A 24714-nucleotide genomic window follows, 5' to 3' on the forward strand; every position below is an offset into this window, starting at 1 on the left:
GCCGGTGAACCTCGCCTTCGTCGAGAGCCCGGTCCAGCTCCTGAACGTCCTGGAGTGGGCCGTCACCGAGGGAGGCGGCGGGCGCGTCCTCACGGACGTCACCGTCGTCGTCCTCCCCCCGGTCGACCCGATGTCGCGCGGTCAGCTGCGCCGGATGGCGGAGCTGGCCCGCGACGAGGGCATGACCGTGCGCTGGCAGGAGGCGCGCGGCGACTCGGGCACCCCCGTCAAGTCGCTGCGCGCCCTCACCCGGCTCATCCGCACCGCCGACCACATCGTCATCGGAGACCCGTTCTCGCGGTACGTACAGCTGCTGCTCTCGTTCGTACGGCCCCGCCGGCTCACCGTGGTGGACGACGGCACCGCCACCATGGAGTTCGTCGCCCAGCTCACCCGCGGCGAGCGGCTGGTCCGCTGGCACCGGTGCGGCGGGCGCGGCCCCCGCGACCTGGCGCTGGCCCCGGTGGCGGCCACCGCCCGGCGCCGGTTCACGCCGTCGCCGGCGCGCGAGGTCGAGCTGTTCACCGCCATGCCGGTGATCCCGCCGCCGGGCGTCGTCCTCATCCCGAACACCTTCGCCTGGATCCGGTCCCGCTTCGGCCCCCCGGCGCTGACCAAGGGCGCGGACCTGGTCGGCACCTCGCTGGTCGAGACGGGCGTGGTGGACCGGGCCCGCTATCTGGAGGCGGTCGGCGCCCTCGCCCGTACGCACGGCGCCACCCGCTACTTCGCCCACCGCCGCGAGTCCACCGAGAAGCTGCACGCCCTGGAGGCGGCCACCGGCCTGGAGATCGTCCGGCCCGACCTCCCGCTGGAACTCATCGCCCGCCGGGGCCCCATCGGCCGCACGGTCCTGAGCTTCCCGTCGACGGTCGTCCACACCCTGCCCCTCGCGCTGACCGGCACCGAGGTGAAGGTCGCGGTGTGCGACATCGCCCCGGAGTGGCTGCGCGAAACCGCCTCCCCGCGCGCCCAGGGCTTCCTGGCCGGCGTCACCGAGACGGCCCGCGACGCACAGCGGCTGGCCCCCTGGCGGGTCACCGCCGTGACGGGGGAGGCGTAGGGAGGAGCCGCGACGCGCGGGGGCGTCCGGTCGAGCACGGCGCCGGCGCGACGCGAGCGCGGCAGTCTACCCATCGTGGCCGCGCCCCACACGCCGGGACGCGGCCAAAGAATCCCCTATGTGGCTGAAGATTTCTTGTTTCATGGTCAGTTGAGGAGGGAAGAGGCATACCCTTCAACAGGTGAGCCAGTTGATCTGCCCCGAGTCCGCCGCCGGCCCCTCCCAGGACGGAACCCTGCCCGGTGCACTGCCCGACGCCCTGCGCGCCGAGTTGATCGCCTTCCGCAGGGACCTGCACATGCACCCCGAACTGGGCAACCAGGAGTTCCGCACCACCGCGGCCCTCAAGGCCCGGCTGGAGCAGGCCGGGCTCGCCCCGAAGGTGCTCGCCTCCGGGACCGGGCTCATGTGTGACGTCGGCACCCCCGGGGAAGACACCCGGCCCATGCTCGCGCTGCGCGCCGACATCGACGCGCTCCCCATCCCGGACAGCAAGACCGGGGTGCCCTACCGCTCCACCGTGCCCGACCGGGCCCACGCCTGCGGGCACGACATCCACACCACCGCCGTCCTCGGCGCCGGGATCGTCCTCGCCGAGCTGGACCGGCAGGGGCTGCTGCCCAACCCGGTGCGGCTGATCTTCCAGCCGGCCGAGGAGGTGCTGCCCGGCGGCGCGCCCGACGCCATCGCGTCCGGGGTCCTGGAGGGCGTCGGCCGCATCATCGGCGTCCACTGCGACCCCAAGGTGGACGTCGGCCGGATCGGGCTGCGGGTCGGCGCGATCACCTCCGCCTGCGACCGCCTCGAACTCGCCCTGGACGGGCCCGGCGGCCACACCGCCCGCCCGCACCTGACCACGGACCTGGTCACCGCCGCCGCCAAGATCGTCACCGAGGTGCCCGCCCTGCTGGCCCGGCGCGTCGACGCCCGCTCCGGCCTCGCGGTCACCTGGGGGCGCCTGGAGGCCGGCCACGCCTGCAACGTCATCCCGCAGCACGCCGAGCTGTCCGGAACCGTGCGCTGCCTCGACCTCGCCGCGTGGCGCGAGGCGCCCGACCTGGTGCACGCCGCGATCGACGAGATCGCCGGCCTGCACCGCGCCAAGACGGTGATCAACTACGTCCGCGGCGTGCCGCCCGTCGTCAACGACGCCGCGTCCATCGACCTCCTGGCCGGTGCGATGACCGCCCGCCGGGGCGCGTACGCCATCGAGGACACCGAGCAGAGCCTGGGCGGCGAGGACTTCTCCTGGTACCTGGAGCACGTCTCGGGCGCCATGGCGCGGCTCGGGGTCCGTACCCCCGGTGACACCCGCGGACTCGACCTGCACCGCGGCAACTTCGACGCGGACGAGGAGGCGATCACGGTGGCGGCCGAGCTGTTCACCGCCTCCGCGTTGCTGTACGTCAACCAGCCGTAACCGGACAGGTCGCCCAGGGGATGCCCTGCGTTCGCGACGATCCGATAACGGCTTCCGTACAGGGCTTTATCTGACATCTACGCGCGTTACGATCGCCGCGAAACCAGCGCCGGAAGAGGCGCTTCGGTCAGGTTTGAAGGAGCCTTCCCTTGCGCCGGGTATCCAAGATCAGCGCCGCGATCGCCGTCACCGCGGCCCTCGCGCTCACCGCCACCGCGTGTGGCGAGTCGTCCGACGAGAGTTCCGGCTCGGACGACGGCAAGATGAAGATCGGCATGGCCTACGACGTCGGCGGCCGTGGCGACAACTCGTTCAACGACTCCGCCGCGCGCGGCCTGGACAAGGCCAAGGCCGAGTTCGGCGCCGAGACCAAGGAGCTGACCGCCAAGACCGGCGAGAGCTCCGCCGACCGCGACCAGCGCCTCCAGTCGCTCGCCGAGGGCGGCTACAACCCGGTCATCGCCATCGGCTTCGCGTACAAGGAGGCGATCGACAAGATCGCGCCCAAGTACCCGAAGATCTCCTTCGGCCTGGTCGACTCCGTCTCCGACGTCAAGAACGTCGACAACATCGTCTTCACCGAGGAGCAGGGCTCCTACCTCGCCGGTGTCGCGGCGGCGCTGAAGTCGAAGGACGACAAGGTCGGCTTCATCGGCGGTGTGGACCTCCCGCTGATCAAGAAGTTCGCCGCCGGCTTCCGCCAGGGCGTCCTGGACACCAAGCCCAAGGCCACGGTGCAGATCCAGTACCTGTCCACCGGCTCGGACCTCTCCGGCTTCGGCAGCCCCGACAAGGGCAAGGCCGCCGCCAAGGGCATGCTCGACAAGGGCATCGACGTCATCTTCGCCGCCGCGGGCGGCTCCGGCGCCGGCTCGATCGAGGCCGTCGCGGGCAAGAAGGGCGCCTGGTCCATCGGCGTCGACTCCGACCAGGCCCTGGACCCGGCCCTGGCGAAGTACAAGGACACGATCCTGACCTCGGTCGTCAAGAACGTCGACTCCGGCGTCTACGACCTGGTCAAGTCGGTCAAGGACGGCAAGCCGATCACCGGCACCCAGACGTACTCGCTGGCCAAGGGCGGCGTCAGCCTGACCCCCACGGGTGACCACCTCAAGGACATCCAGGCCCAGCTCGACGAGGCGAAGAAGAAGATCGTCGACGGCACCATCAAGGTCAAGACCACGACCTGATCCCCACGTCGAGATCGGGGCCCGGCGAGCGGCTTCGGCCGCCCGTTCCGGGCCCCGATTCACGTACCCCCGGCGGGGCGAGGGCCACCTGTGATCAGGTGGCCAACGATTCGGCGACGCTACGCGCGTAGCGTCGGGACTGGAACCGGCCGGGCGCGATACGTTTTCCACCCCCCGCCTCCCCGTCCCCACCGCCCCCGCCCTCCGCTCCTGCCCTTCGCCCCCGCCCTCCGCTCCTGCCAAGGAGAGTGCGCCATCAACGCGTCCAGCAGTTCCAACGCCGTGGAGCTCCGCGGTATCACCAAGCGATTCCCCGGAGTCGTGGCCAACCACGACATCGACATCACCGTGCGCCGCGGCACCGTCCACGCCCTCGTCGGCGAGAACGGCGCCGGCAAGTCCACTCTGATGAAGATCCTGTACGGCATGCAGAAGCCGGACGAGGGCACCATCGCGGTGGACGGCGAACAGGCCGTGTTCTCCAACCCGGGCGACGCCATCGCCCGCGGCATCGGCATGGTGCACCAGCACTTCATGCTCGCCGACTACCTCACCGTCCTGGAGAACGTCGTACTCGGCTCCGAGAAGCTGTACGGCATCGGGGACCGGGCCCGCGCCAGGATCAAGGAGATCTCCGACGCGTACGGCCTCGGCGTCCGCCCGGACGCCATGGTCGAGGACCTCGGCGTCGCCGACCGCCAGCGCGTGGAGATCCTCAAGGTCCTCTACCGGGGCGCCCGCACCCTGATCCTCGACGAGCCCACCGCCGTCCTCGTGCCCCAGGAGGTCGACGCACTCTTCGACAACCTGCGCGAGCTCAAGGCCGAGGGCCTGACCGTCATCTTCATCTCGCACAAGCTGGGCGAGGTCCTGTCGGTCGCCGACGAGATCACCGTCATCCGGCGCGGCACCACCGTCGGCACCGCCGACCCCCGCAACACCACGACCAAGCAGCTCGCCGAGCTGATGGTCGGCAGCGAACTGCCGTCCCCCGAGACCCGCGAGTCGACGGTCACCGACGTCCCCATGCTCACCGTCGACGGCCTGCGGCTCACCGCGACCGACCCGGACGGCGCCGTGCGCGCCGTCCTCGATGGCATCACCTTCACCATCCACAAGGGCGAGGTCCTGGGCATCGCCGGTGTCGAGGGCAACGGCCAGTCCGAACTGGTCGACGCCATCATGGGCATGCGCTCCCCGGACGAGGGCACCCTCACCCTGGACGGCACGGACATCTCCCGCACCCCGACGCGCAAGCGCCGCGAGGGCGGCATGGCCGTCATCCCCGAGGACCGCCACCGGCACGGGCTCCTCCTGGAGGCCCCCCTCTGGGAGAACCGCATCCTCGGCCACGTCACGGAACGCCCCAACAGCAGGGGCGCCTTCCTCGACATCAAGGCCGCCCGCACCGACACCGAGCGGATCGTGCGCGACTACGACGTACGCACCCCCGGCATCGACGTCACCGCGGCCTCCCTCTCCGGCGGCAACCAGCAGAAGCTGATCGTCGGCCGCGAGATGAGCCACGCGCCCAAGCTCCTGATCGCCGCGCACCCCACCCGAGGCGTGGACGTCGGCGCGCAGGCGCAGATCTGGGACCAGATCCGCGAGGCGCGCGTCGAGGGCCTCGCGGTGCTGCTTATCTCCGCCGACCTGGACGAGCTGATCGGGCTCTCCGACACCCTGCGCGTCATGTACCGCGGCCGCCTGGTCGCGGACGCCGACCCGGCGACCATCACCCCCGAGGAGCTGGGCTCGGCGATGACGGGCGCGGCCAGCGGCCACCTCGAAACGCCGGAGGAGGGCGGGACCGCCGCCGCCACGGACGACGACACCGACCCCCGCGAAGGGGGAGAGGACCGATGAAGAAGATCGACAAGGAGCGGCTGCTCCTGGGGATCGCGGCCCCCGTACTCGCGATCGTGGTCGCCTTCCTGGTGACGGCACTCGTGCTCGCCGCCACCGGCAAGGAGCCGTTCAACGCCTTCGGCATCATGTTCGACTACGGGCTGAAGTCGGACAGCCAGGTCTACATCCTGAACAAGGCGACGACGTACTACCTCGCGGGTCTCGCGGTGGCCGTCGGCTTCCGGATGAACCTCTTCAACATCGGCGTCGACGGGCAGTACCGCCTCGCCGCCTTCTTCGCCGCCGCGCTCGGCGGCGCGCTGACCCTGCCCGGCGCCCTCCAGATCCCGCTGATCATCCTCACCGCGATGATCGTCGGCGCCATGTGGGCCGGCATCGCCGGTCTGCTCAAGGTCACCCGCGGCGTCAGCGAGGTCGTCTCCACGATCATGCTGAACTCCATCGCGACCGCGGTCATCGGCTATCTGCTCCAGCAGAACCGCCTCGGCCACCTCGACGAGGCCGGCACCAAGATCTCCACCAAGCCGCTGCCCGAGTCCTCGCACTTCTTCGAGTTCCCGACGACGCCCACGCCCATCTGGGGCTTCATCGTCGTCGCCGTCGCCGCCGGCATCGCGTACTGGTTCACCCTCTCGCGCACCCGCTTCGGCTTCGACCTGCGCACGGTCGGCCAGTCCGGCTCCGCCGCCGAGGCCAGCGGCGTCAACGTCCGCCGCATGGTCATCACCTCGATGCTCATCTCCGGCGGCGTCGCCGGCCTCATCGGCATGCCGACGCTGCTCAACGACAGCCACGAGTTCAGCGGCGACTTCCCCATCGGCATCGGCTTCACCGGCATCGCCATCGCTCTCCTGGGCCGCAACCACCCCATCGGCATCGCGCTCGGCGCGCTGCTCTGGGGCTTCCTGGAGCGCGGCACCGGAAAGCTGGAGTTCGAGGGGTACGACAAGGAGATCGTCGGCGTGATCCAGGGCGTCATCGTCCTGTGCGTCGTCATCGCCTACGAGGTCGTCCGCCGCTACGGACTCAAGCGCCAGCAGAGCAAGGTCGGCGCGGAACTCGCCGCACAGGCCGCCCGTAACTCCGACCAGCAGGAGGTGTCGGCGTGACCGCCACGGCGACTTCCACCCCGCCCCCGGCGGCCCCCAAGGTCTCCGGCGGCAAGAGCGGCCGTTCCCGCCTCTCCTTCCCCGTACTCCTGCTGATCATCGCGGGCGTCCTGCTCGCGCTGTCCGCCGTACGCGCCATCACCGGCGCGCAGGACGTGACGTCCGCGGGCCAGATCAGCGCCGCCCTCGCCATGGCCGTACCGATCGGCCTCGCCGGTCTCGGCGGCCTGTGGTCCGAACGCGCCGGCGTGGTCAACATCGGCCTCGAAGGCATGATGATCCTCGGCACCTTCTTCGGCGCCTGGGCCGGCTGGCAGACCAGCCCCTGGATCGGTGTGCTCGCCGGCGTCATCGGCGGCATGCTCGGCGGTCTGCTGCACGCCGTCGCCACCATCACCTTCGGCGTCGACCACATCATCTCCGGCATCGCGATCAACATCCTGGCCCTCGGCTTCACCACCTACTTCGCCAAGCTCTGGTTCAACAGCGGCGAGGCGGCGGCCAAGGGCGGCTCCCCGAAGCAGTCCCCGCCGGCCGACGAGATCACCTCGGTGACCATCCCCGGCCTCTCCGACGGACTGCACTCCATCGAGAAGCACCACTGGTTCTTCGTCTCCGACCTGGCGGGCATCCTCGGCGGCCTGGTCACCAACCTCTCGCTGCTGACGGTCCTGGCCGTCGTCCTGTTCGTCGCGACCTTCTTCGTCCTGTGGAAGACCGCGTTCGGCCTGCGGCTGCGCTCCTGCGGCGAGAACCCGGTCGCCGCCGAATCGCTCGGCGTCAACGTCTACCTGTACAAGTACGCCGCGGTGATCGTCTCCGGCGGCCTCGCCGGACTCGGCGGCGCCTTCCTCTCGCTGGTCACCTCGCACATCTACAACGAGGGCCAGACCGGCGGACGCGGTTACATCGGTCTCGCCGCGATGATCTTCGGCAACTGGCGCCCCGGCGGACTCGCCATGGGCGCGGGCCTGTTCGGCTTCGCCGACGCGCTCCAGCTGCGCAACGGCGGCCAGTCCGTCCACGCGCTGCTCCTGCTGCTGTTCGTGGTCCTCGTCGGCATCGCCGGGTGGAAGCTCTACCGCAAGAGCTACACGCAGGGTGTGATCAGCGCCGTCGTCGCGGCCGTCGTCCTGGTCTGGTACCTCGGTACGGACAGCGTGCCCACCGAGTTCGTGAGCGCGACCCCGTACATCGTCACGCTGCTCGTCCTCTCCCTCTCCGCACAGCGGTTGCGGATGCCCAAGGCGGACGGCATGCGCTACCGCAAGGGCCAGGGCAAGTGACCGCCGCGGCCTTCACCGACGCCGACTGGGAGGCCCTGCGGGCCGCCGCGCGGGACGCCATGTCCCGCGCGTACGCCCCGTACTCCGGCTACCCGGTCGGCGTCGCCGCCCGCGTCGACGACGGCCGCACGATCACCGGCTGCAACGTCGAGAACGCCTCGTACGGGATCGGGCTGTGCGCCGAGTGCGGCCTGGTCTCCCAGCTGCACGCCACCGGCGGCGGCCGGCTCACCCACTTCACCTGCGTGGACGGGGCGGGCGAGATCCTGGTCCCGTGCGGCCGGTGCAGGCAGCTGCTGTACGAGTTCGGCGGCCCGGAGATGCTCCTGGAGACCCCGGACGGACTCCGCACCCTGGACGAGATGCTGCCGCAGGCCTTCGGCCCGGCCCACCTCGGCTGAACCACCGCCGGGTGGACCCGCACAACGGGTCCACCCGGCAGCTCTTTCTCCCTCTATGCGCGTAGAGTCAGCCACTCACGCGTTTGTACGAACCGGCCGGAAGGACGCCTCACCATGGACGCCATCTCCGTCATCCGCACCAAGCGGGACCGCGGCGAGCTGACACCCGAGCAGATCGACTGGGTCATCGACGCGTACACCCGCGGCGAGGTCGCCGACGAGCAGATGTCCGCGCTGGCCATGGCGATCCTGCTGAACGGCATGAACCGTACGGAGATCGCCCGCTGGACCGCCGCGATGATCGCCTCCGGCGAACGCATGGACTTCGCCGCCCTCTCCCGCCCCACCACGGACAAGCACTCCACGGGCGGCGTCGGCGACAAGATCACCCTCCCGCTCGCCCCGCTCGTCGCCGCCTGCGGCGCGGCCGTGCCCCAGCTCAGCGGCCGCGGCCTCGGCCACACCGGCGGCACGCTGGACAAGCTGGAGTCCATCCCCGGCTGGCGCGCCCACCTCTCCAACGCCGAGATGCTGGACGTCCTCGACACCACCGGCGCCGTCATCTGCGCCGCCGGTGACGGCCTGGCCCCCGCCGACAAGAAGCTGTACGCGCTGCGCGACGTCACCGGCACCGTCGAGGCGATCCCGCTCATCGCCAGCTCGATCATGTCCAAGAAGATCGCCGAGGGCACCGGCGCCCTCGTCCTGGACGTCAAGGTCGGCTCCGGCGCCTTCATGAAGAACCTCGACGACGCCCGCGAGCTGGCCTCCACCATGGTCGCCCTCGGCACCGACAGCGGCGTCCGCACGGTCGCCCTGCTCACCGACATGTCCACCCCGCTCGGCCTCACCGCGGGCAACGCCCTGGAGGTCCGCGAGTCCGTCGAGGTCCTGGCCGGCGGCGGCCCCAAGGACGTCGTCGACCTCACCCTGGCCCTCGCCCGCGAGATGCTGGACGCGGCCGGGCTCAAGGACGCCGACCCGGAGAAGGCCCTCACCGACGGCTCCGCGATGGACGTCTGGCGCCGGATGATCTCCGCCCAGGGCGGCGACCCGGATGCCCCGCTCCCGGTCGCCCGCGAGCAGCACGTCATCAAGGCGTCCGCCTCCGGCGTGCTGACCCGCCTGGACGCGTACGACATCGGCGTCGCCGCCTGGCGCCTCGGCGCGGGCCGCGCCCGCAAGGAGGACCCGGTGCAGGCCGGCGCGGGCATCGAGCTGCACGCCAAGCCCGGCGACGAGGTCATCGCGGGCCGGCCGCTGCTGACGCTGCACACGGACACCCCGGAGAAGTTCGACTACGCCCTCAAGGCGCTCCCGGACGCCTACGACATCGAACCGGCCGGCACCCCGTACACGGCGACCCCGGTGGTGCGGGAACGTATCGCCTGACCTGCGCCTTCCCCGTACGGGTGAACGGGACCGGTGGACTGCCCCCGGTCCCGTTCGGCATGCTGGACTCGGTGACGCACCAATACGAGGAGAGACCGCCATGAGCGCACTCACCGTCGATCCCGCGCCGGGCCAGGGACAGGGCCAGGAGTGGGACGACCTCGTCCGGATCTGGGAGGAGACGGACGCGCCGGAGGGCTGCAAGGTGGAGATCATCGAGGGGATCGTCACTGTGTCGCCGCCACCGTCCAAGGACCACAACACCACTGCGGAGCTGCTCCAGCGCAGGCTCTACTCAGTGATCCCGGAAGACTGGGGTATTTATCAAACGCTGGGCGTCTCGGTCCCCGGCCGGGCCGGGCTCTACATCCCCGACCTCGTGGTCGTCCCGCGGGCCGTGGCGTCCGGACCGGGCAACCGCGTCCCCGCCGAGGAAGCGCTGCTGGTCGTCGAGATCACGTCGCAGGCCAACGCCAACCACGACCGCATCGGCAAGGTGCACGGCTACGCGAAGGCGGGCGTCGAACTGTTCCTCCTGCTGGACCCGTGGCACTCGGGCCGTCCCACCGCCACGCTGTACGGGGAGCCCCGAAGCGGTACGTACCGGCAACTGGCCACGGTCGAGTACGGCGAGAAGCTGACCCTCCCCGATCCGTTCGGCCTGGACCTGGACACGGGGATCTTCCCGGCCGGCTGAGGAGCCTGCGGGGCTGCGGGCGTGGCGAGCCGCCGGGCGATGAACTCGGGCGATGAGTTTTCGGTCCGGCCCGGGTCTGTCAGGGTATGGAAGCCCCGCGCCCGGCCGCGCTCGTCCTCTCCGGCCGCCTCACCCGCGCCGCCGCCCCGCGCCTGTGCGCCGAGCTGGAGGCACTGCTCGCGGCGACCCCGGCCGCGGTCACGGCGGTCGACTGCGACCTGAGCGGCCTCGTCCACCCGGACCTGACCACGGTGGAGGTCCTGGCCCGCCTCTCCCTGACCGCCCGGAGGACGGGCGACCGCCGCCTGCGACTACGGGGGACACCCCCGGAACTGGGGGCGTTGCTCAACCTGGTGGGGCTGGGGGACGTGGTGGGGGACGGGCGGCCGTGAAGCGGGCGCCGCCCGGCCCGCGCGCCTTACGCCTCGTCCGCCTCCAGGTGGTCCGGGAGGCCGAACAGCGGGAACCAGCGGGGCGTGTCCAGGAAGCAGTGCATGCCCGTGATCGCGCCGTCCGAGATGTCGATGACCTGGACCGCCCACGGGACGAAGCCGGGGCCCTCCGGGTTCGGCTTGTAGTGGGCGAAGGCCGGGGTGCCGTTGGCGGAGGTCGCGACGAGACGGGAGCCGGCGCAGCCCGCGCCGATGGAGGTCATGAAGCCGGTGATGTCGTCGTGGCCCCGGAGCCAGAGGTCGAACGGCGGCATCGTCATCACCGCGTCCTCGTGGAGGAGCGCGGTCAGCGCCTTCATGTCGTACCCCTCGAACGCCGCCACGTATCGCTCCAGGAGCTTGGCCTGCTCCTCGTCCAGCGGGTTCGCCGCGTCGGCGGCCACCGATTCGTGGTCGGTGAGCGTCGCCCGTGCGCGCTGGAGGGCGCTGTTGACCGAGGCGACCGAGGTGTCGAGCAGCTCCGCCACCTCGGCGGCCTTCCACGCCAGCACCTCGCGCAGGATCAGCACGGCCCGCTGCTTCGGCGGCAGATGCTGGAGCGCGGCGACGAACGCGAGCCGCACCGATTCGCGCGCCACCGCCGCCTCCGCAGGGTCCTCGACCGTCGGCAGGATGCGGCCGTCCGGCATCGGCTCCAGCCAGGTGTTCTCCGGCAGCGGGTTGAGCGCGGCCTGCGCGAGCGGCGTCGGCCCCGACAGATCCACCGGCCGCGCCCGCTTCCTGCCCGCGTTCAGCATGTCGAGACAGACGTTGGTCGCGATGCGGTACAGCCAGGAGCGCAGCGAGGACCGGCCCTCGAACTTGTCGAAGTTGCGCCAGGCCCGTACCAGCGTGTCCTGGACGGCGTCCTCCGCCTCGAAGGCCGAGCCGAGCATCCGGTAGCAGTAACCCGTCAGCTCGACCCGGTGTCCCTCCAGCCGGCTGTCGAGGTCGTCGGCCGCCCCGGAGCCGGACCCCGCTGCCGCCGCCGCTGTCAGTTCACCCATCGCCCGTTCCACCCCTGTCGCGCTGTGACACCGCTCACTTCACCCAGCACTTCGGAAGCTACCGCAGGCCACTGACAACGGGGGCGGGAAGGGCGGAAACCGGTCAGGTCCCCGGCTTGCGGCCGTACACGTAGACGTCGTCGCCGTTCCTCAACAGGTTCCAGTATGACTTCGCGTCGGCGGTACGCATGTTGACGCAGCCGTGCGACCCCGGCGGGTTCCACATCTTCACGCCGACCGCGTGGAACGCCTGCCCGCCGTCGAAGAACTGCGAGTACGGCATGGCCACGTGGTAGATCGACGACACATGGTTCTTGTGGCGCCAGTAGATCTTCTTCGCGCCCGACCGGGTCTCGTACTTGTCCCGCCCCGTCCGCACCGGAACCGGCCCGAACTTCAGCTTCTTGCCGTCCTGGATCCAGCTGAGCTGCCGCGTCAGGTCGACGCAGGCGATCCGCCCCTTGTTCGTGGGGCACTTCTTGGCCTTGTTCGGGTTCTTCCCGGCGGCCTTCTGCGCGGTGAGCGTCTGCATCGTCCGCCAGGTGACCGGTCCCGCATAACCGATGGCCGGAGTGACACCGTATTTGTTCTGGAACGACCGGATCGCCTTGCAGTCGGCCGACGACTGCTTTCCGTCCACCTTCAGGTGCAGGTACTTCTCGACCTGCTTCTGGTACGGCCCCTTCGACTTCGTGCAGGACGCCGCCTGCGCGCTGCCGCCCGTACCGATGACGAACGCCGGTATCGCGGTCAGCGCCGCGACGGACAGCACCAGCCCCCGCCGTACCCGTACGCCCCCGGTCCCCCGAATGTTCCGCATGTTCTTCCCGTCTCCCATGTACGCCAACTCCCCTTCGCGCGCACTGCGGTGATTCCGCCTGCTAGATGCGCGAAGGGGAGCGGTTGGTTGTACGTGAAATGTCTCAGTTCTGTACGGACGCCACGGGGGAGAGCCGCAGCCGTTCGGCACGGGCGGCGCGCGTCCCGTACAGCGTGATGGTGACGACGCCGAGTACGGCGAACAGCCCCAGCGCCACCGTGCCCGCCCAGCCGCCGGCGTGGAAGGCGACCGCGCCGAGCGTGCCGCCCGCGCTGGAACCCAGGTAGTACGCCGACTGGTACAGGGCCGACGCCTGCGCGCGCCCCGTGGTCGCCGTACGGCTCACCGCCGAGGAGGCGACCGCGTGGCCCGCGAAGAACCCGGCCGTGATCAGCACCAGGCCGAGCAGGACGGCGGCCAACCGGTCCGCCAGCGAGAGCAGCAGACCCGCCGCCGTGGTCGACACGGCCAGGTACAGCGCGCCCCGGCGCCCGAGCCGCGCCACCAGCCGACCGGCCGCGGCGGAGGAGACCGTACCCACGAGGTAGACCAGGAAGATCGACCCGACGATGCCCTGCGGCAGGTGGAACGGCGCCTCCACGAGCCGGTAGCCGATGACCGTGTACACCGCGCCGAACACCGTCATGAACAGCGCGCCGATCGCGTACAGCCTGCGCAGCAGCGGGTCGGCGAGGTGCGAACCGACCGTCCTGGCCAGGGCCTTCGGGTTCAGCGTGCCCGGAGTGAAGTGCCGGGCGCGCGGGATCATGAAGTGGAAGACGACCGCGCACACCACGGCCAGCAGCCCGACCGCGCCGAGCGCCGCCCGCCAGCCCCACAGCTGCGCGACCCAGCCGGTGAGGATGCGGCCGGTCATGCCGCCGATGCTGTTGCCGGCCACGAACAGTCCGATCGCGGCGACGAGCGCCTTGGGCCGCACCTCTTCCGCCAGATACGCCATCGCCGACGCGGGCAGCCCGGCGAGCGCGGCACCCTGCACGGCGCGCAGCGCGATCAGCCAGCCGAGCGAGGGAGCGAACGGCACGAACAGCCCGACCGTCACCGCGATCACCAGCGAGGCGGTCATCATCTGCCGCCGCCCGAACCGTTCCGACAGCGCGCTCAGCGGCAGCACGCACAGCGCCAGCGCGCCGGTCGCCGCGGAGACCGTCCAGCTCGCCTGCCCGGCCGTGGCGCCGAAGGACGCGGACACGGCGGGCAGCAGCGCCTGCGTGGAGTAGAGGAGTGCGAACGTCGCGACACCGGCGGCGAAGAGGGCGAAGCTCATCCGGCGGTAGCCGGGGCGGCCGGGTTCGAGCCGGTCGGTGGTGTCGGTGACGGGGGACGGCTGGGTCGAGGCGGCCACGGTGAGGGTGACCGCCCCGGTACTGGCAGGAGGCATGCGACGAACGTAGGTCGGCCCCCCTTCATGCGTCCAATGCACAAACAGCGAATAATCAATCCCATGGCGCATCAGCACAGCTCACAGCCTCGGCTGTCACCGAGCAGTTACGAAGAAGACATCCGCGCGGTCCTCGCGCCGCGCCTCGCGTACTTCGCGGCGGTCGCCCGCCACGAGCACGTCACGCGCGCCGCGCAGGAGCTGGGCGTCCCGCAGTCCACGCTCTCGCGCGCCATGGTCCGGCTTGAGGACGACCTGGGCGTCGCCCTGTTCGCCCGCAAGGGCCGCACCGTCTCCCTCACCCCGGCGGGCCGCACCTTCCTCGGCTCCGCCGAACGCGCCCTCGCCGAGGTGGAGAAGGCCGCCGAATCGGTGCGCGCCGACGCCGACCCGGCCGCAGGCAAGGTGGCCTTCGGCTTTCTCCACACGATGGGCTCCGAAACCGTTCCCGCCCTGATCCGCGCCTTCCGCGCCGACCATCCCCGGGTCCGCTTCCAGCTCGTCCAGAACTACGGCGAGGCCATGATCGAACGCCTTCGCGCCGGCGGCCTCGACCTCTGCCTCACCTCCCCGGTCCCGGACGCCCCCGACCTCGTCACCCGCCGCCTGGACGAACAGCGCCTGCGCCTGGTCGTCCCCGAGGACCACCGCCTCGCCACCCGCCGCCGCATCCGCCTCGCCGAAGCCGCCGACGAAACCTTCGTCACCCTCGAACCCGGCTACGGCCTGCGCCGCATCACGGACGACCTCTGCGCCGAAGCCGGCTTCACCCCGCGCGTCGCCTTCGAGGGCGAGGAAGCGGAAACCCTGCGCGGCCTGGTCGCGGCGGGCCTCGGCGTGGCTCTCCTGCCCCCACCCGCGGTGGCCCGCCCCGGCGTGGTCGAACTGACGGTGACGGCCCCGAGGGCGGTGCGCGAGATCGGAGTGGCCTGGCTGGACGGCCACCCGGACACACCCCCGGTAGCGGCGTTCAAACGGTTCCTCCTGAGCCGCCGGGGGAACCTGCTGGCGTAGGAGCCCCGCCTTGCGTCGCTCCACTTGTCTCTGCCCCAGGGGCAGAGTGCACAGTGACCGCGTGCAAGAGGACTTGATCGGTATCGGCGACTTCGCCGCGAGGACCAGGCTCAGCCCGAAGGCTCTGCGACTCTACGACGAACGGGGACTGCTGCCCCCGGCCCGCGTCGATCCCCGGACCGGCTTCCGCCGCTACACCGCCGCCCAGGTCGAACGCGCCCGCCGCATCGCCCTGCTGCGTGCCACCGGCATGCCGTTGGCGCGGATCGCGGAGGTGCTCGACGCCGGTGACGGAGAGGCGGTACGGCTGCTCGCCGCCTACTGGCGCCAGCAGGAGTCCGCACACGCGGCCCGCCGGGAGGCGGTGGGCTACGCCCGCGAGATCCTGACCGGAAGGAGCCCGTACATGTACGAGATCGTCGAGCGCGAGGTGCCGGAGCAGAAGGTCCTGTTCCTTCAGCGCCACGTGACCGCCGCAGACCTTCCCGCCTTCCTCGCGGAATCGACCGAGCTGCTCTTCTCCCACCTGCGCCGGGCGGAAGCGTGCCTGTCCGGCCCGCTGTTCGCCGTCTACCACGGTCTGGTGAGCGAGGACTCCGACGGCCCGGTCGAGCTCTGCGCACCCACCCGGAACGCGGTCGAACCGGCCGGCCGCATCGGCGTACGCATCGAACCGGCGCACCGCGAGGCGTACACGGCCCTGACGAAGCGTCCCGACGGCGACCCGTCCATACCGGCGGCCCACGACGCGGTGGCGGCCTGGCTCACCGCCCACGGCCACAGTCCCACCGCGCCCAACCGGGAGGTGTACTACCCGAACTGGGCAACGGCGAAGCCGGGCGAGCACGTGGCGGACGTCGCGGCGCCGTTCCGCGAGGGCGAGGGCGAGAGCGCGGGCCCCGACCGTGTCCTACGTGCTCAGTGACTTTCCGAAGCCCACGGCCAGAGGCATCCGCAGACCCAGGGGCGGCGGGGCCGCCAGGGCGTCGGTCAGGGGGCGGGCGTAGGGGTGGCCGAAGAGGGTGCCGCGGATGAAGTCGGCGCACAGGGCCGTTACTTCCGAGCGGTGCTGGCGCAGGGCGTGGCCGTCCGAATGCACCTCGAAGCGGCAGGTGTCGCGGTGGATCTTCTTGGCACGCTGGGCCAGACGGAACGACAACTCCGGTTCGCAGCGGGCGTCGTTGGTGCCGTGGACCAGCAGGACCGGGCGGCCCACCAGGTGCTTGACCGGTTCCGGGTCGGCGGACGGGTCGCCCGGCAGCCAGGGGGCCAGGGCCAGGACCGCGCCGACCGAGGGATGGCCGCCCGCCCGCAGGGCCGCGCGGGCGCCCATGCCATGGCCGGCCAGGCAGACGGGGACGTCCCCGTAGCGGCGTACGGTCTCCTCCACCGCCCACTCCGCGTCCGCCGCGAGCTGCGCGGCGTCCTCGTTCCAGCCGCGACAGCGGTAGCGCACCACATGGGCGGCGAGGCCGTCGCCGCGCCCCGCGTGCGCCAGTGCGCGGGCCAGCGGGAGCAGGCGGGCGTGGGAGAGGGAGGAGGGGCGGCGGTTCGAGTGGGGTTCGCCGTCCGGGAGCAGCAGGACCACGCCGCCGACCGTTGTTGTTCCGGCCGCCGCTCCGACGGCCCGTCCCAGCCTTGCCGCAGGCTGGGGGAGTGCGCGCTGTGCCATGGCGTAACAGTGTCAGACACCGGGGTGTACGCCACCCCTGTTCGCGGTGTCTGTTACGTGCGGGCTCCGCAGGGGCTCCGCCCGGACGCGCCCTTCCCGCCGCGCGTATCCGTTATGCAACGACAAGCGCGCTCTACGCGCGTAGGCGTTAGAGTGCGTGAATGATGAGCCCCACCCTCAACGTGCCCGGCCGGGACCAGATCCGGCGGGCCCCCAAGGTCCTTCTGCACGACCACCTCGACGGCGGGCTGCGACCCGGCACGATCGTCGATCTCGCCGCCGCGGTCGGTTACGACGCCCTTCCCGAGACCGAGCCCGACAAACTCGGCATCTGGTTCCGGGAGGCCGCCGACTCCGGATCGCTGGAGCGGTACCTGGAGACGTTCGCCCACACCTGCGCCGTCATGCAGACCCGTGACGCGCTGTTCCGGGTCGCCGCCGAGTGCGCCGAGGACCTGGCGGCCGACGGTGTCGTCTACGCCGAGGTGCGGTACGCCCCCGAGCAGCATCTGGAAGCCGGGCTGACCCTCGAAGAGGTCGTCGAGGCCGTCAACGAGGGGTTCCGCGAGGGCGAGCGGCGGGCCAGGCAGGACGGCAACCGCATCCGCGTCGGCGCCCTGCTCACCGCCATGCGGCACGCCGCGCGGTCCCTGGAGATCGCCGAACTCGCCAACCGCTACCGCGACCAGGGCGTCGCCGGGTTCGACATCGCGGGCGCCGAGGCCGGCTTCCCGCCCACCCGGCACCTGGACGCGTTCGAGTACCTCAAGCGCGAGAACAACCACTTCACGATCCACGCGGGCGAGGCGTTCGGACTGCCGTCCATCTGGCAGGCCATTCAGTGGTGCGGCGCCGACCGGCTCGGACACGGGGTCCGCATCATCGACGACATCGAGGTCGCCGAGGACGGCTCGGTGAAGCTGGGCCGGCTCGCCTCGTACGTACGGGACAAGCGCATCCCGCTGGAGATGTGCCCGACCTCCAACCTGCAGACCGGGGCGGCCACCTCGTACGCCGAGCACCCCATCGGGCTGCTGCGCAAGCTGCACTTCCGGGCCACCGTCAACACGGACAACCGGCTGATGAGCGGCACCAGCATGAGTCGCGAATTCGAGAAGCTGACCGAGACTTTCGGATACACGCTCGACGACATGCAATGGTTCACCGTCAACGCGATGAAGTCGGCGTTCATTCCTTTCGATGAACGTCTCGCGATGATCAACGATGTCATCAAGCCCGGATATGCCGAGCTCAAGTCCGAATGGCTTTTCGAGCAGACCGCTGCGACCAGCGTGTCTTCCTCGCTCGCCGGTTGACGAAACGGCAAGGAAAACGGCCGGGGAAAGGTTTTTCCGGCCGTTTTCTCCGGGGTGGCGATGTTTGCGGAGCGGGGCGACGGCTGACTACGTTGCGAAGCCGCTCACATCCCCTTCCCCAAGGATGAATGTCATATGAAGCAGTCTGCTGCCCGGACTCTCGGCGTCGCCGCACTCGGTGCCGCCTTCGCCGCTGCCGCCGCCGGCACCGCCTCGGCCTCCGCGCTGCCGCTGGAGACCGTGACCAGCGTGGTGCCCGTCGCCGGGGCCGTGGCCGACGCCACCTCGACGCTGCCGGTCCAGGACACCGCCGACCAGCTCCTCGGCACCAGCCAGACGAAGGTCCTGGGCGACGCCGCCGCCCCGGTCAAGGGCCTCCTCGGCGGCCTGCCCGCCGGTGGGGTGACCGCCAACGGCCTGACCGCCAACGGTGTGCCGCTCGGCCGCTGATCCGGCAGCAGCCGCAGCACGCCTGTGGGCGGGCCCCCCGGTCGGGGCCCGCCCACGGTCATGTCCGCCGGACGGTCACCAGGCGGTCGCCGACGACGACGGCCGCTCCTGGGGCAGCAGCAGCCACAGCGCCAGATAGAGCAGGAACTGCGGTCCCGGCAGCAGACACGAGACCAGGAAGACGACACGCATCGTCGTCGCCGACGTGCCGAAGCGCCTCGCCAGCGCCGCGCACACTCCACCGATCATGCGTCCGTCACGGGGGCGGGCAAGTGCGGCCATGGTGAGCTCCTTCGCGAACCGTTGCGGGGAGCAGTCCGTCGTGCTCCCGATGCATCCATCGTCGCGCGACGAACAGGGGCAAAGCATCGCTCTACGGGGCCATCCCGACCCTGGAAATCGTCGGGGTCGAACCCTGAGCCGCCTCGTTCCCGGCCCGCGACACCACCCGGCGCTCCTGCCCGGCGCGCCGGCGCAGCCGGGCCCGGCCCGCCGGCACCACCAGGACGTGCGCCAGCGCGACGCCCGCCGTGTTCAGGAACAGCGAGTCGACGTCCACGACCTGCCCCGGCACCCCGGTCTGCCCCAGCTCGATGGCCAGCGAGATCAGCGAGCCCGCCGCCACCGTACGGGCCAGCGAAAGCCACGGGGACACGTACAGACGGCCCTCGGCCATCGGGAGCAGCACCCCCAGCGGCGCCAGCAGCAGCAGCGCCCCGCCGATCTGGCGGAACGCGGCGGCCGGGCCGAGGGACAGGTCGGCCTTGATGCCGGCGAGCGGTGAGAAGTTGGCGGCGGTCACCCACGGCACGTCCAGCGGGCGCAGAGTGAGCCACCCGACGATCAGCAGATGCGCGAGGAGCAGCGACACCCCTGCCGCGCGGAAACGGATGACGGCCTGACCGTCCGTACTGTGACGCACGAAGCCCTAGACGCGGACCGCGGCAGGATCGGTTCCGCAGCTCCCGGGGAGACCTGCCTCACGGCGTTCCCCGCGCCGCCACCGCGAAACCCGCGCCCCTTACGGCGTTCCCACCGTGTCAGGCATCTCCTTCGGGCTCGCCTTCGTCTCCGCCGTGCACAGATAGCCCCGCGCCGGATAGTCGCCCGGCCCGCCCAGCGTCACCATCTCGTCGGACGTCAGCGACTCGTGCTCCGTGAAGGTGCAGACGATCTGGGCCAGCGCCTCCGCCGACAGGTCCTCCGGCTGCACGCTGAGCCGCAGCACCCCCTTCGCGTCGCCCGCGCGCGGACCCGACACACGGAGCCCCTCGGGGACGTTCGTGGAGAAGCCCGCCTGCCGCTCGTCCGCCGTGGGCGGCCTGCGCAGCTCGTCCAGCAGCCCGGTCGCGGTGCCCAGCCGGTCCCCGCGCGCCTCCTGGACCTGCGCCGCGCGGTCCACCGTCACCAGCTGCGAGGCGCACACCAGGTAGATCTCCACCGGGATGCCCCGCCCGGTTTGCGCCGCGTCCGAGGCGGGCATCGCGCACGGCACCCGGGACGGAGCGGCACCGGCGTCCACCGGCACCGAGGTCGTACGGATGCCGCAGCCCGTCGCCAGTGCGGCACAGAGTGCGGCACCTGCCAGGGCGGCGGCGGTTCGGAGCCCCCGGCGTTCGCTGCGCCTCACGTCGAGTCGTCCTCCTGGTGGTCCGGTATCGGTGCGTCGTGGTCGCCGGCGGTACGGCTCGGCGCGCCGGCGTCGCGCGGCAGCCGCAGGACGAAGACCGCGCCGTCCCCGTCCGGCGAATTGTGCGCGGTGATGTCGCCGTTGTGGATGTGCGCGTTCTCCACGGCGATGGACAGCCCGAGCCCGCTGCCGTCCGAGCGCGGCCGGGAGGCGCTGGCCTTGTAGAAGCGGTCGAAGACGTGCGGCAGGACGTCCTCGGGGATGCCGGGCCCGTGGTCGCGGACCTCGATGACCAGTTCCTCGCCCTCGATGCGCACCGACACCCGCACCGGCGAACCGCCGTGCTTGAGCGCGTTGCCGATCAGGTTGGCCAGGATCACGTCGAGCCGGCGCGGATCGAGGCGGACCATCGTGCCGCGCTCGGCGTCCAGCTCCACCGCGTCCAGCCACGCACGGGCGTCGATGCAGGCGGTCACCTGGTCGGCCACGTCCACGGTGTCCAGGACCAGCCGGGCCGTGCCCGCGTCGAAGCGGGTGACCTCCATCAGGTTCTCGACCAGGTTGTTCAGCCGCCGGGTCTCGCTGACCACCAGGTTCACGGCGGGCGCGATCATCGGATCGAGGCTGTCGACCTCGTCCTCCAGCACCTCCGTGACCGCGGTGAGCGCCGTCAGCGGGGTGCGCAGCTCGTGCGACATGTCGGCGACGAAGCGGCGGCTTGCCTCCTCGCGCGCGCTCATGTCGGCGACCTTCTTCTCCAGCGAACTGGCCGTCCTGTTGAACGTGCGCGACAGATCGGCCAGTTCATCGGTGCCGGACACGTCGAGCCGGGTGTCGAGCTTGCCCTCGCCCAGCTTGCGGGCCGCGTCCCCGAGCCGCTGCACCGGCCGCAGCACGGTCGTCGCGGCCGCCTGCGCCAGCAGCGCCGAGCCGACCAGCGCGAGCGCCGTGGCGATGCCCAGCGACCAGGCGAGCGAGGAGAGGTCCTGACGCTCCTGGTCGAGCGACTTCAGCATGTAACCGGTCGGCCCGCCGCCGATGATCTTCGTACCGGCGACGAGGTACGGCGTGCCGCGTATGGAGGTGCGCTGCCAGAACAGGTGGTACTCGTACTTGTTGCCCGCCTTGACCGGCTGCTTGCGGTTCACCTGCTCCTGGAGCGACAGCGGAACGTTGCTGCGGGTGAAGGTGTCCAGGTCGGAGTTGCCGACGATGGGCTTGCCCGGCTCGCGCTCGTCGATCAGCAGCACGCTGTAACCGGGGCTGCTGCTCGCCATCTGCACGGCGGCCGCCTGCAGGTCCTCCTTGGTGGGACGCAGCGGCAGCGAGGCGGCGCGCGTCTGCATCTCCTGGCGGAAGTCCCCGAGCGCCGCGTCCTGCGTACGCGTCAGCACCGCCTCGCGGTTCAGCCAGTACGCGATCCCGGAGGCCGACGCGGCGGCGGTCAGGGCGACCAGCGCGAAGACGATGACGAGCCGCAGCCGCAGGCTGGTCCAGCGGAGCCCGGCGCGCAGGCCCCGCCGCACAGCCGTGCTCACTGCGGAGAGTCCAGCCGGTATCCCACGCCCCGTACGGTACGGATCAGGGTCGGCGACGACGGAATGTCCTCGACCTTGGCGCGCAGGCGCTGGACACAGGCGTCCACCAGCCGGGAGTCGCCCAGGTAGTCGTGCTCCCAGACCAGACGCAGCAACTGCTGCCGGGACAGGGCCTGGCCGGGCCGGCGGCTCAGTTCGAGCAGGAGGCGCAGCTCGGTCGGGGTGAGCTGGAGGTCCTCGCCGTTCTTGGTGACGGTCATCGCGGAACGGTCGATCACCACGTTCCCGAACGTCGCGGAGTCGGTCGACTCCCGTTCGCCGCGGCGCAGCACCGCGCGGATGCGGGCGTCGAGCACCCGTCCCTGCACCGGCTTGACCACGTAGTCGTCGGCGCCGGACTCCAGCCCGACCACGACGTCGATGTCGTCGCTGCGCGCGGTCAGCAGGATGATCGGCAGCTGGTCGGTACGGCGGATGCGGCGGCACACCTCGAAACCGTCGATTCCGGGCAGCATCACGTCCAGCACGACCAGGTCGGGGCGCTGCTCGCGCAGCAGGTTGAGGCCGTCCTCTCCCGTCGCCGCGGTGGCCACACGGTGGCCCTGGCGTGACAGCGAGAGTTCGAGGGCCGTGCGGATGGCGTCGTCGTCCTCGATCAGCAACAGGAAAGGCACTTGGTCATTCTGACCCATGGGGCGCCCCAGTTCGACAGTCGGTCCCCCTTGATACGCGCCCCATACGTCCCTCATGCATCAGGAAACAAGGGTTCGTGCCGCCGCGGGGCCCTGTGACAGGCCTGTGACAGTCGGCGGACAGGGCCATGAAACTGCCCCGGCAAGCTCATTGGCACAAGGAACGGATGGACTCCACCGATGGGGGGCGCGGGATGAACGCAACTCACAGCATCAACGCGAGCGCAGTTGTCACGCGTCTGCACGATGTCGGTCGGAGCACGGAGAAGTCCGGCGCCGCAGTGAACGGACGGGGGTGCGTTCGAGGCGCCGGGCGTCAGCACACGTCATTCATGACGGTGGTTGACGCGGGGGGAAGCGCGTACGGGGAGGACTCGGGGGAGCGGAAGGCACCGGTCAGGTCCGAGGACGCCGAAGCGGCGTTCACGGCCTACGTCCGGGAGCGCCGCGCCTCCCTGTACGCCACCGCCTATCACCTGACCGGCGACCGCTTCGAGGCGGAGGACCTGCTCCAGAGCGCCCTCTTCTCGACGTACCGGGCCTGGGACCGCATCAGCGACAAGGCCGCGGTCGGCGGTTATCTGCGCCGGACGATGACCAACCTGCACATCAGCGCCTGGCGCAGGCGCAAGCTGAACGAATACCCGACCGAGGAGCTGCCGGAGACGGTGGGCGACACGGACGCGATGCGCGGTACGGAGCTGCGCGCCGTGCTCTGGCAGGCGCTGGCGCGACTGCCGGAACTGCAGCGCACGATGCTCGTCCTGCGCTACTACGAGGGTCGTACGGACCCCGAGATCGCGTCCATCCTCGACATCAGTGTCGGCACGGTGAAGTCGAGCATCTGGCGGTCGCTCCGCCGGCTGCGCGAGGACGAGGTCCTCAGCTTCGGCCGTGACCAGGAGGAGTCCTTCGGCGAGCTGGTGGCCTGAAGGCTGGGGGGAACACGGGGGCGCCACCGTCTCGGGGGAGGCGGGGGCGCGAACAACGGGGGAGAGAACGGGGGCCCGGGGGGATACGGGGGACAACGGGGTACGGGGGAAAGCTGCGGGGTCGGACGGGCCGGGGGGTCCTGTCCGGCCCCGCGGCGCGTTACGGGTTCAGGGCGCGGCCGGGGTGCGGCGTCGGCCCGCTGCGGCCGCGGCCAGGCGGCCCAGTGCCTCCCGCTTCGCGCAGGGATGCGCCCCCAGCGCCACATGGCGGGCCACGATGCGGCGTTCGGTACGCATCAGGCGCCAGCCCCGCCGCAGCAGGAACGGCACCGACTTGCGGCTCTCGCGCAGATCGCGCAGCAGGCGGCGCCGGAACGTCGTCGAGGGGCGCCCGCGCAGACAGAGTGCGTCGGCCAGCAGCCCCCGCGCCTGGCAGCGGTCGATGATGTCCGCCGCGAAGATGCCCTCCGCCACGAAGAGCGGGGTGCGTCCGATGTGCAGCGTCTCGTGCCCGGTGCGGGAGCTGGTGGAGATGTCGTACACCGGAACGTCGGCGCTGCCGCCGTCGCAGAGTTCCCCGATCGCGGCGACGGCCGCGTCCGCGTCCCAGGAGTCCGGGGAGTCCCAGTCGATGTCCGTACTGCCGGGGACGAGTGGCAGCGTAGGGTCGCCGGCCTCCTTGTAGAAGTCGTCGAGCCGCAGAACCGGAAGACCGGTACGGGCCGCCAGGGACGACTTGCCGGACCCGGAGGGACCGGTCAGCAGGACAACACGGGTCGGAAGCGCTTGGGAACTCACAGAACACGAGTTTGAGGCATTGACCCGCACAGGGGACCCCCGGAGGTCCTGTTGGTATCGCGCATCACATCTCAACTACTCTGTGCGCTCGGACGATTACCCGGTCGATGGTTTCATCGGCCCGATCAGGTGGGAAATCCATGGCACGTCACGCACTGTCCAAGTCCCGGCGCCGCACCCTGCTGCGGGCGGGGCTGACCGTCACCGCGGTGGGAGCCGCGCTCGGCGCGGGGGGTGCGGCGGCCCAGGCGGCCCCGCTGCCCGTCGTCCAGGACACCGGCACCGACGCCGTCCTCGGGGAGGCCACGGGGGCGGCCGGCGGCGCGGTCACCGGGGCCCTGGGGCACGCCGTGCGGAACGGCATCGCGCCCGTGACCCATCTGCGGCTCGACCCGCTGGCCGGCACCGGAACGGACCCGCTGGACAACGCGGTGGGCACCCAGGTCGCCGACTTCAAGCCGCTGTCCACCGCCCTGGTCACCGACCCGCTCACCAGTGGCGGCGCCATCAAGGACCTGCCCCTGGTCGGCCCGGTCGTGGACGGCCTGCACCACTGACGGCGCAGTGCGGCACGGCGTACGGCCC

Annotated in this window: 26 protein-coding genes; 16 read left to right on the top strand and 10 right to left on the bottom strand. The window is 71.2% G+C overall.

The window, feature by feature from the left end:
• The first annotated feature begins 4 nt into the window (after positions 1-4).
• The 10 genes from OG710_RS19105 (at position 5) to OG710_RS19150 (ending at position 10819) form a co-directional block, all read left to right on the top strand.
• Complete coding sequence (locus tag OG710_RS19105) at positions 5-1063, top strand: hypothetical protein (protein ID WP_330240405.1); 1059 nt, start codon at positions 5-7, stop codon at positions 1061-1063.
• Positions 1064-1253: 190 nt separating this feature from the next.
• Positions 1254-2483 carry an amidohydrolase gene (locus tag OG710_RS19110; protein ID WP_330242291.1) on the top strand — a complete coding sequence of 410 codons (1230 nt, stop codon included), beginning with the start codon at positions 1254-1256 and terminating at the stop codon, positions 2481-2483.
• A 149-nt stretch (positions 2484-2632) separates the two neighbouring features.
• On the top strand, positions 2633-3673 hold the full coding sequence (locus tag OG710_RS19115) for a BMP family lipoprotein (protein ID WP_330240406.1): 1041 nt from the start codon (positions 2633-2635) through the stop codon (positions 3671-3673).
• Between the two features lie 282 nt (positions 3674-3955).
• On the top strand, positions 3956-5539 hold the full coding sequence (locus OG710_RS19120) for an ABC transporter ATP-binding protein (RefSeq protein ID WP_330240407.1): 1584 nt from the start codon (positions 3956-3958) through the stop codon (positions 5537-5539).
• Positions 5536-6651, top strand: a complete 1116-nt coding sequence (locus OG710_RS19125; protein WP_111337745.1) for an ABC transporter permease — start codon at positions 5536-5538, stop codon at positions 6649-6651. Before OG710_RS19120 ends, OG710_RS19125 begins: the two co-directional genes overlap by 4 nt.
• Positions 6648-7937: an ABC transporter permease gene (locus OG710_RS19130; protein WP_330240408.1), complete on the top strand. Its 1290-nt coding sequence runs from the start codon at positions 6648-6650 to the stop codon at positions 7935-7937. Before OG710_RS19125 ends, OG710_RS19130 begins: the two co-directional genes overlap by 4 nt.
• Positions 7934-8338 (top strand): cytidine deaminase, encoded by a 405-nt coding sequence (locus OG710_RS19135; protein WP_111337749.1) that lies wholly within the window; start codon positions 7934-7936, stop codon positions 8336-8338. The genes OG710_RS19130 and OG710_RS19135 overlap by 4 nt, the downstream gene beginning before the upstream one ends.
• A 114-nt stretch (positions 8339-8452) precedes the next feature.
• Positions 8453-9730, top strand: coding sequence for a thymidine phosphorylase (locus tag OG710_RS19140; RefSeq protein WP_330240409.1), 1278 nt, complete (start codon positions 8453-8455; stop codon positions 9728-9730).
• A 100-nt stretch (positions 9731-9830) separates the two neighbouring features.
• Entirely contained in the window at positions 9831-10427 is a 597-nt protein-coding gene (locus tag OG710_RS19145; RefSeq protein WP_330240410.1) for a Uma2 family endonuclease, read from the top strand.
• 86 nt (positions 10428-10513) lie between these two features.
• A complete protein-coding gene (locus OG710_RS19150) occupies positions 10514-10819 on the top strand; it encodes an STAS domain-containing protein (RefSeq protein ID WP_330240411.1) in 306 nt (101 codons plus the stop codon).
• A gap of 26 nt (positions 10820-10845) precedes the next feature.
• Here OG710_RS19150 and OG710_RS19155 read toward each other — a convergent pair whose 3' ends face one another.
• From OG710_RS19155 to OG710_RS19165, 3 genes are all read right to left on the bottom strand, one after another.
• On the bottom strand, positions 10846-11865 hold the full coding sequence (locus OG710_RS19155; protein WP_330240412.1) for a sigma-70 family RNA polymerase sigma factor: 1020 nt from the start codon (positions 11863-11865) through the stop codon (positions 10846-10848).
• Positions 11866-11968: 103 nt separating this feature from the next.
• Positions 11969-12685, bottom strand: a complete 717-nt coding sequence (locus OG710_RS19160; protein ID WP_330240413.1) for a L,D-transpeptidase family protein — start codon at positions 12683-12685, stop codon at positions 11969-11971.
• 103 nt (positions 12686-12788) lie between these two features.
• A complete protein-coding gene (locus OG710_RS19165) occupies positions 12789-14087 on the bottom strand; it encodes an MFS transporter (RefSeq protein WP_330240414.1) in 1299 nt (432 codons plus the stop codon).
• Positions 14088-14150: 63 nt separating this feature from the next.
• On the opposite strand from OG710_RS19165, the gene OG710_RS19170 reads away from it, so the two are divergent.
• Together OG710_RS19170 and OG710_RS19175 are read left to right on the top strand one after the other, a co-directional pair.
• Positions 14151-15101, top strand: coding sequence for a LysR family transcriptional regulator (locus tag OG710_RS19170; protein WP_330240415.1), 951 nt, complete (start codon positions 14151-14153; stop codon positions 15099-15101).
• Positions 15102-15162: 61 nt separating this feature from the next.
• Positions 15163-16026, top strand: a complete 864-nt coding sequence (locus OG710_RS19175; protein ID WP_330240416.1) for a MerR family transcriptional regulator — start codon at positions 15163-15165, stop codon at positions 16024-16026.
• Here the strand turns inward: OG710_RS19175 and OG710_RS19180 are convergent.
• On the bottom strand, positions 16012-16773 hold the full coding sequence (locus tag OG710_RS19180) for an alpha/beta hydrolase (RefSeq protein WP_330240417.1): 762 nt from the start codon (positions 16771-16773) through the stop codon (positions 16012-16014). The two genes, OG710_RS19175 and OG710_RS19180, sit on opposite strands and share 15 nt — an antisense overlap.
• Positions 16774-16934: 161 nt before the next feature.
• On the opposite strand from OG710_RS19180, the gene OG710_RS19185 reads away from it, so the two are divergent.
• A complete protein-coding gene (locus OG710_RS19185; RefSeq protein ID WP_111337792.1) occupies positions 16935-18089 on the top strand; it encodes an adenosine deaminase in 1155 nt (384 codons plus the stop codon).
• 135 nt (positions 18090-18224) lie between these two features.
• A complete protein-coding gene (locus OG710_RS19190; RefSeq protein WP_330240418.1) occupies positions 18225-18539 on the top strand; it encodes a hypothetical protein in 315 nt (104 codons plus the stop codon).
• A 75-nt stretch (positions 18540-18614) separates the two neighbouring features.
• Here OG710_RS19190 and OG710_RS19195 read toward each other — a convergent pair whose 3' ends face one another.
• The 5 genes from OG710_RS19195 to afsQ1 form a co-directional block, all read right to left on the bottom strand.
• Positions 18615-18821: a PspC domain-containing protein gene (locus tag OG710_RS19195; RefSeq protein ID WP_330240419.1), complete on the bottom strand. Its 207-nt coding sequence runs from the start codon at positions 18819-18821 to the stop codon at positions 18615-18617.
• Positions 18822-18912: 91 nt separating this feature from the next.
• Positions 18913-19461, bottom strand: a complete 549-nt coding sequence (locus tag OG710_RS19200) for a VanZ family protein (RefSeq protein WP_330240420.1) — start codon at positions 19459-19461, stop codon at positions 18913-18915.
• A gap of 99 nt (positions 19462-19560) precedes the next feature.
• Complete coding sequence (locus OG710_RS19205; protein WP_330240421.1) at positions 19561-20169, bottom strand: hypothetical protein; 609 nt, start codon at positions 20167-20169, stop codon at positions 19561-19563.
• The gene (locus OG710_RS19210; protein ID WP_111337812.1) at positions 20166-21707 is read right to left on the bottom strand and encodes a sensor histidine kinase; all 1542 of its coding nucleotides are present in this window, start codon (positions 21705-21707) and stop codon (positions 20166-20168) included. The genes OG710_RS19205 and OG710_RS19210 overlap by 4 nt, the downstream gene beginning before the upstream one ends.
• Positions 21704-22381, bottom strand: coding sequence for a two-component system response regulator AfsQ1 (gene afsQ1 / locus OG710_RS19215; protein WP_199563647.1), 678 nt, complete (start codon positions 22379-22381; stop codon positions 21704-21706). The genes OG710_RS19210 and afsQ1 overlap by 4 nt, the downstream gene beginning before the upstream one ends.
• Positions 22382-22593: 212 nt before the next feature.
• Here afsQ1 and OG710_RS19220 point away from each other — a divergent pair, with 212 nt between their 5' ends.
• Positions 22594-23331, top strand: coding sequence for a SigE family RNA polymerase sigma factor (locus OG710_RS19220; RefSeq protein WP_111337814.1), 738 nt, complete (start codon positions 22594-22596; stop codon positions 23329-23331).
• Between the two features lie 168 nt (positions 23332-23499).
• On the opposite strand, the gene OG710_RS19225 is transcribed toward OG710_RS19220, so the two are convergent.
• Positions 23500-24093 carry a uridine kinase family protein gene (locus OG710_RS19225; RefSeq protein WP_443064332.1) on the bottom strand — a complete coding sequence of 198 codons (594 nt, stop codon included), beginning with the start codon at positions 24091-24093 and terminating at the stop codon, positions 23500-23502.
• Positions 24094-24269: 176 nt separating this feature from the next.
• On the opposite strand from OG710_RS19225, the gene OG710_RS19230 reads away from it, so the two are divergent.
• Entirely contained in the window at positions 24270-24686 is a 417-nt protein-coding gene (locus OG710_RS19230; RefSeq protein ID WP_330240423.1) for a hypothetical protein, read from the top strand.
• Positions 24687-24714: the final 28 nt, after the last annotated feature.

Origin of the sequence: Streptomyces sp. NBC_00525 (genome assembly GCF_036346595.1) — a bacterium.
Classification (GTDB): domain Bacteria; phylum Actinomycetota; class Actinomycetes; order Streptomycetales; family Streptomycetaceae; genus Streptomyces.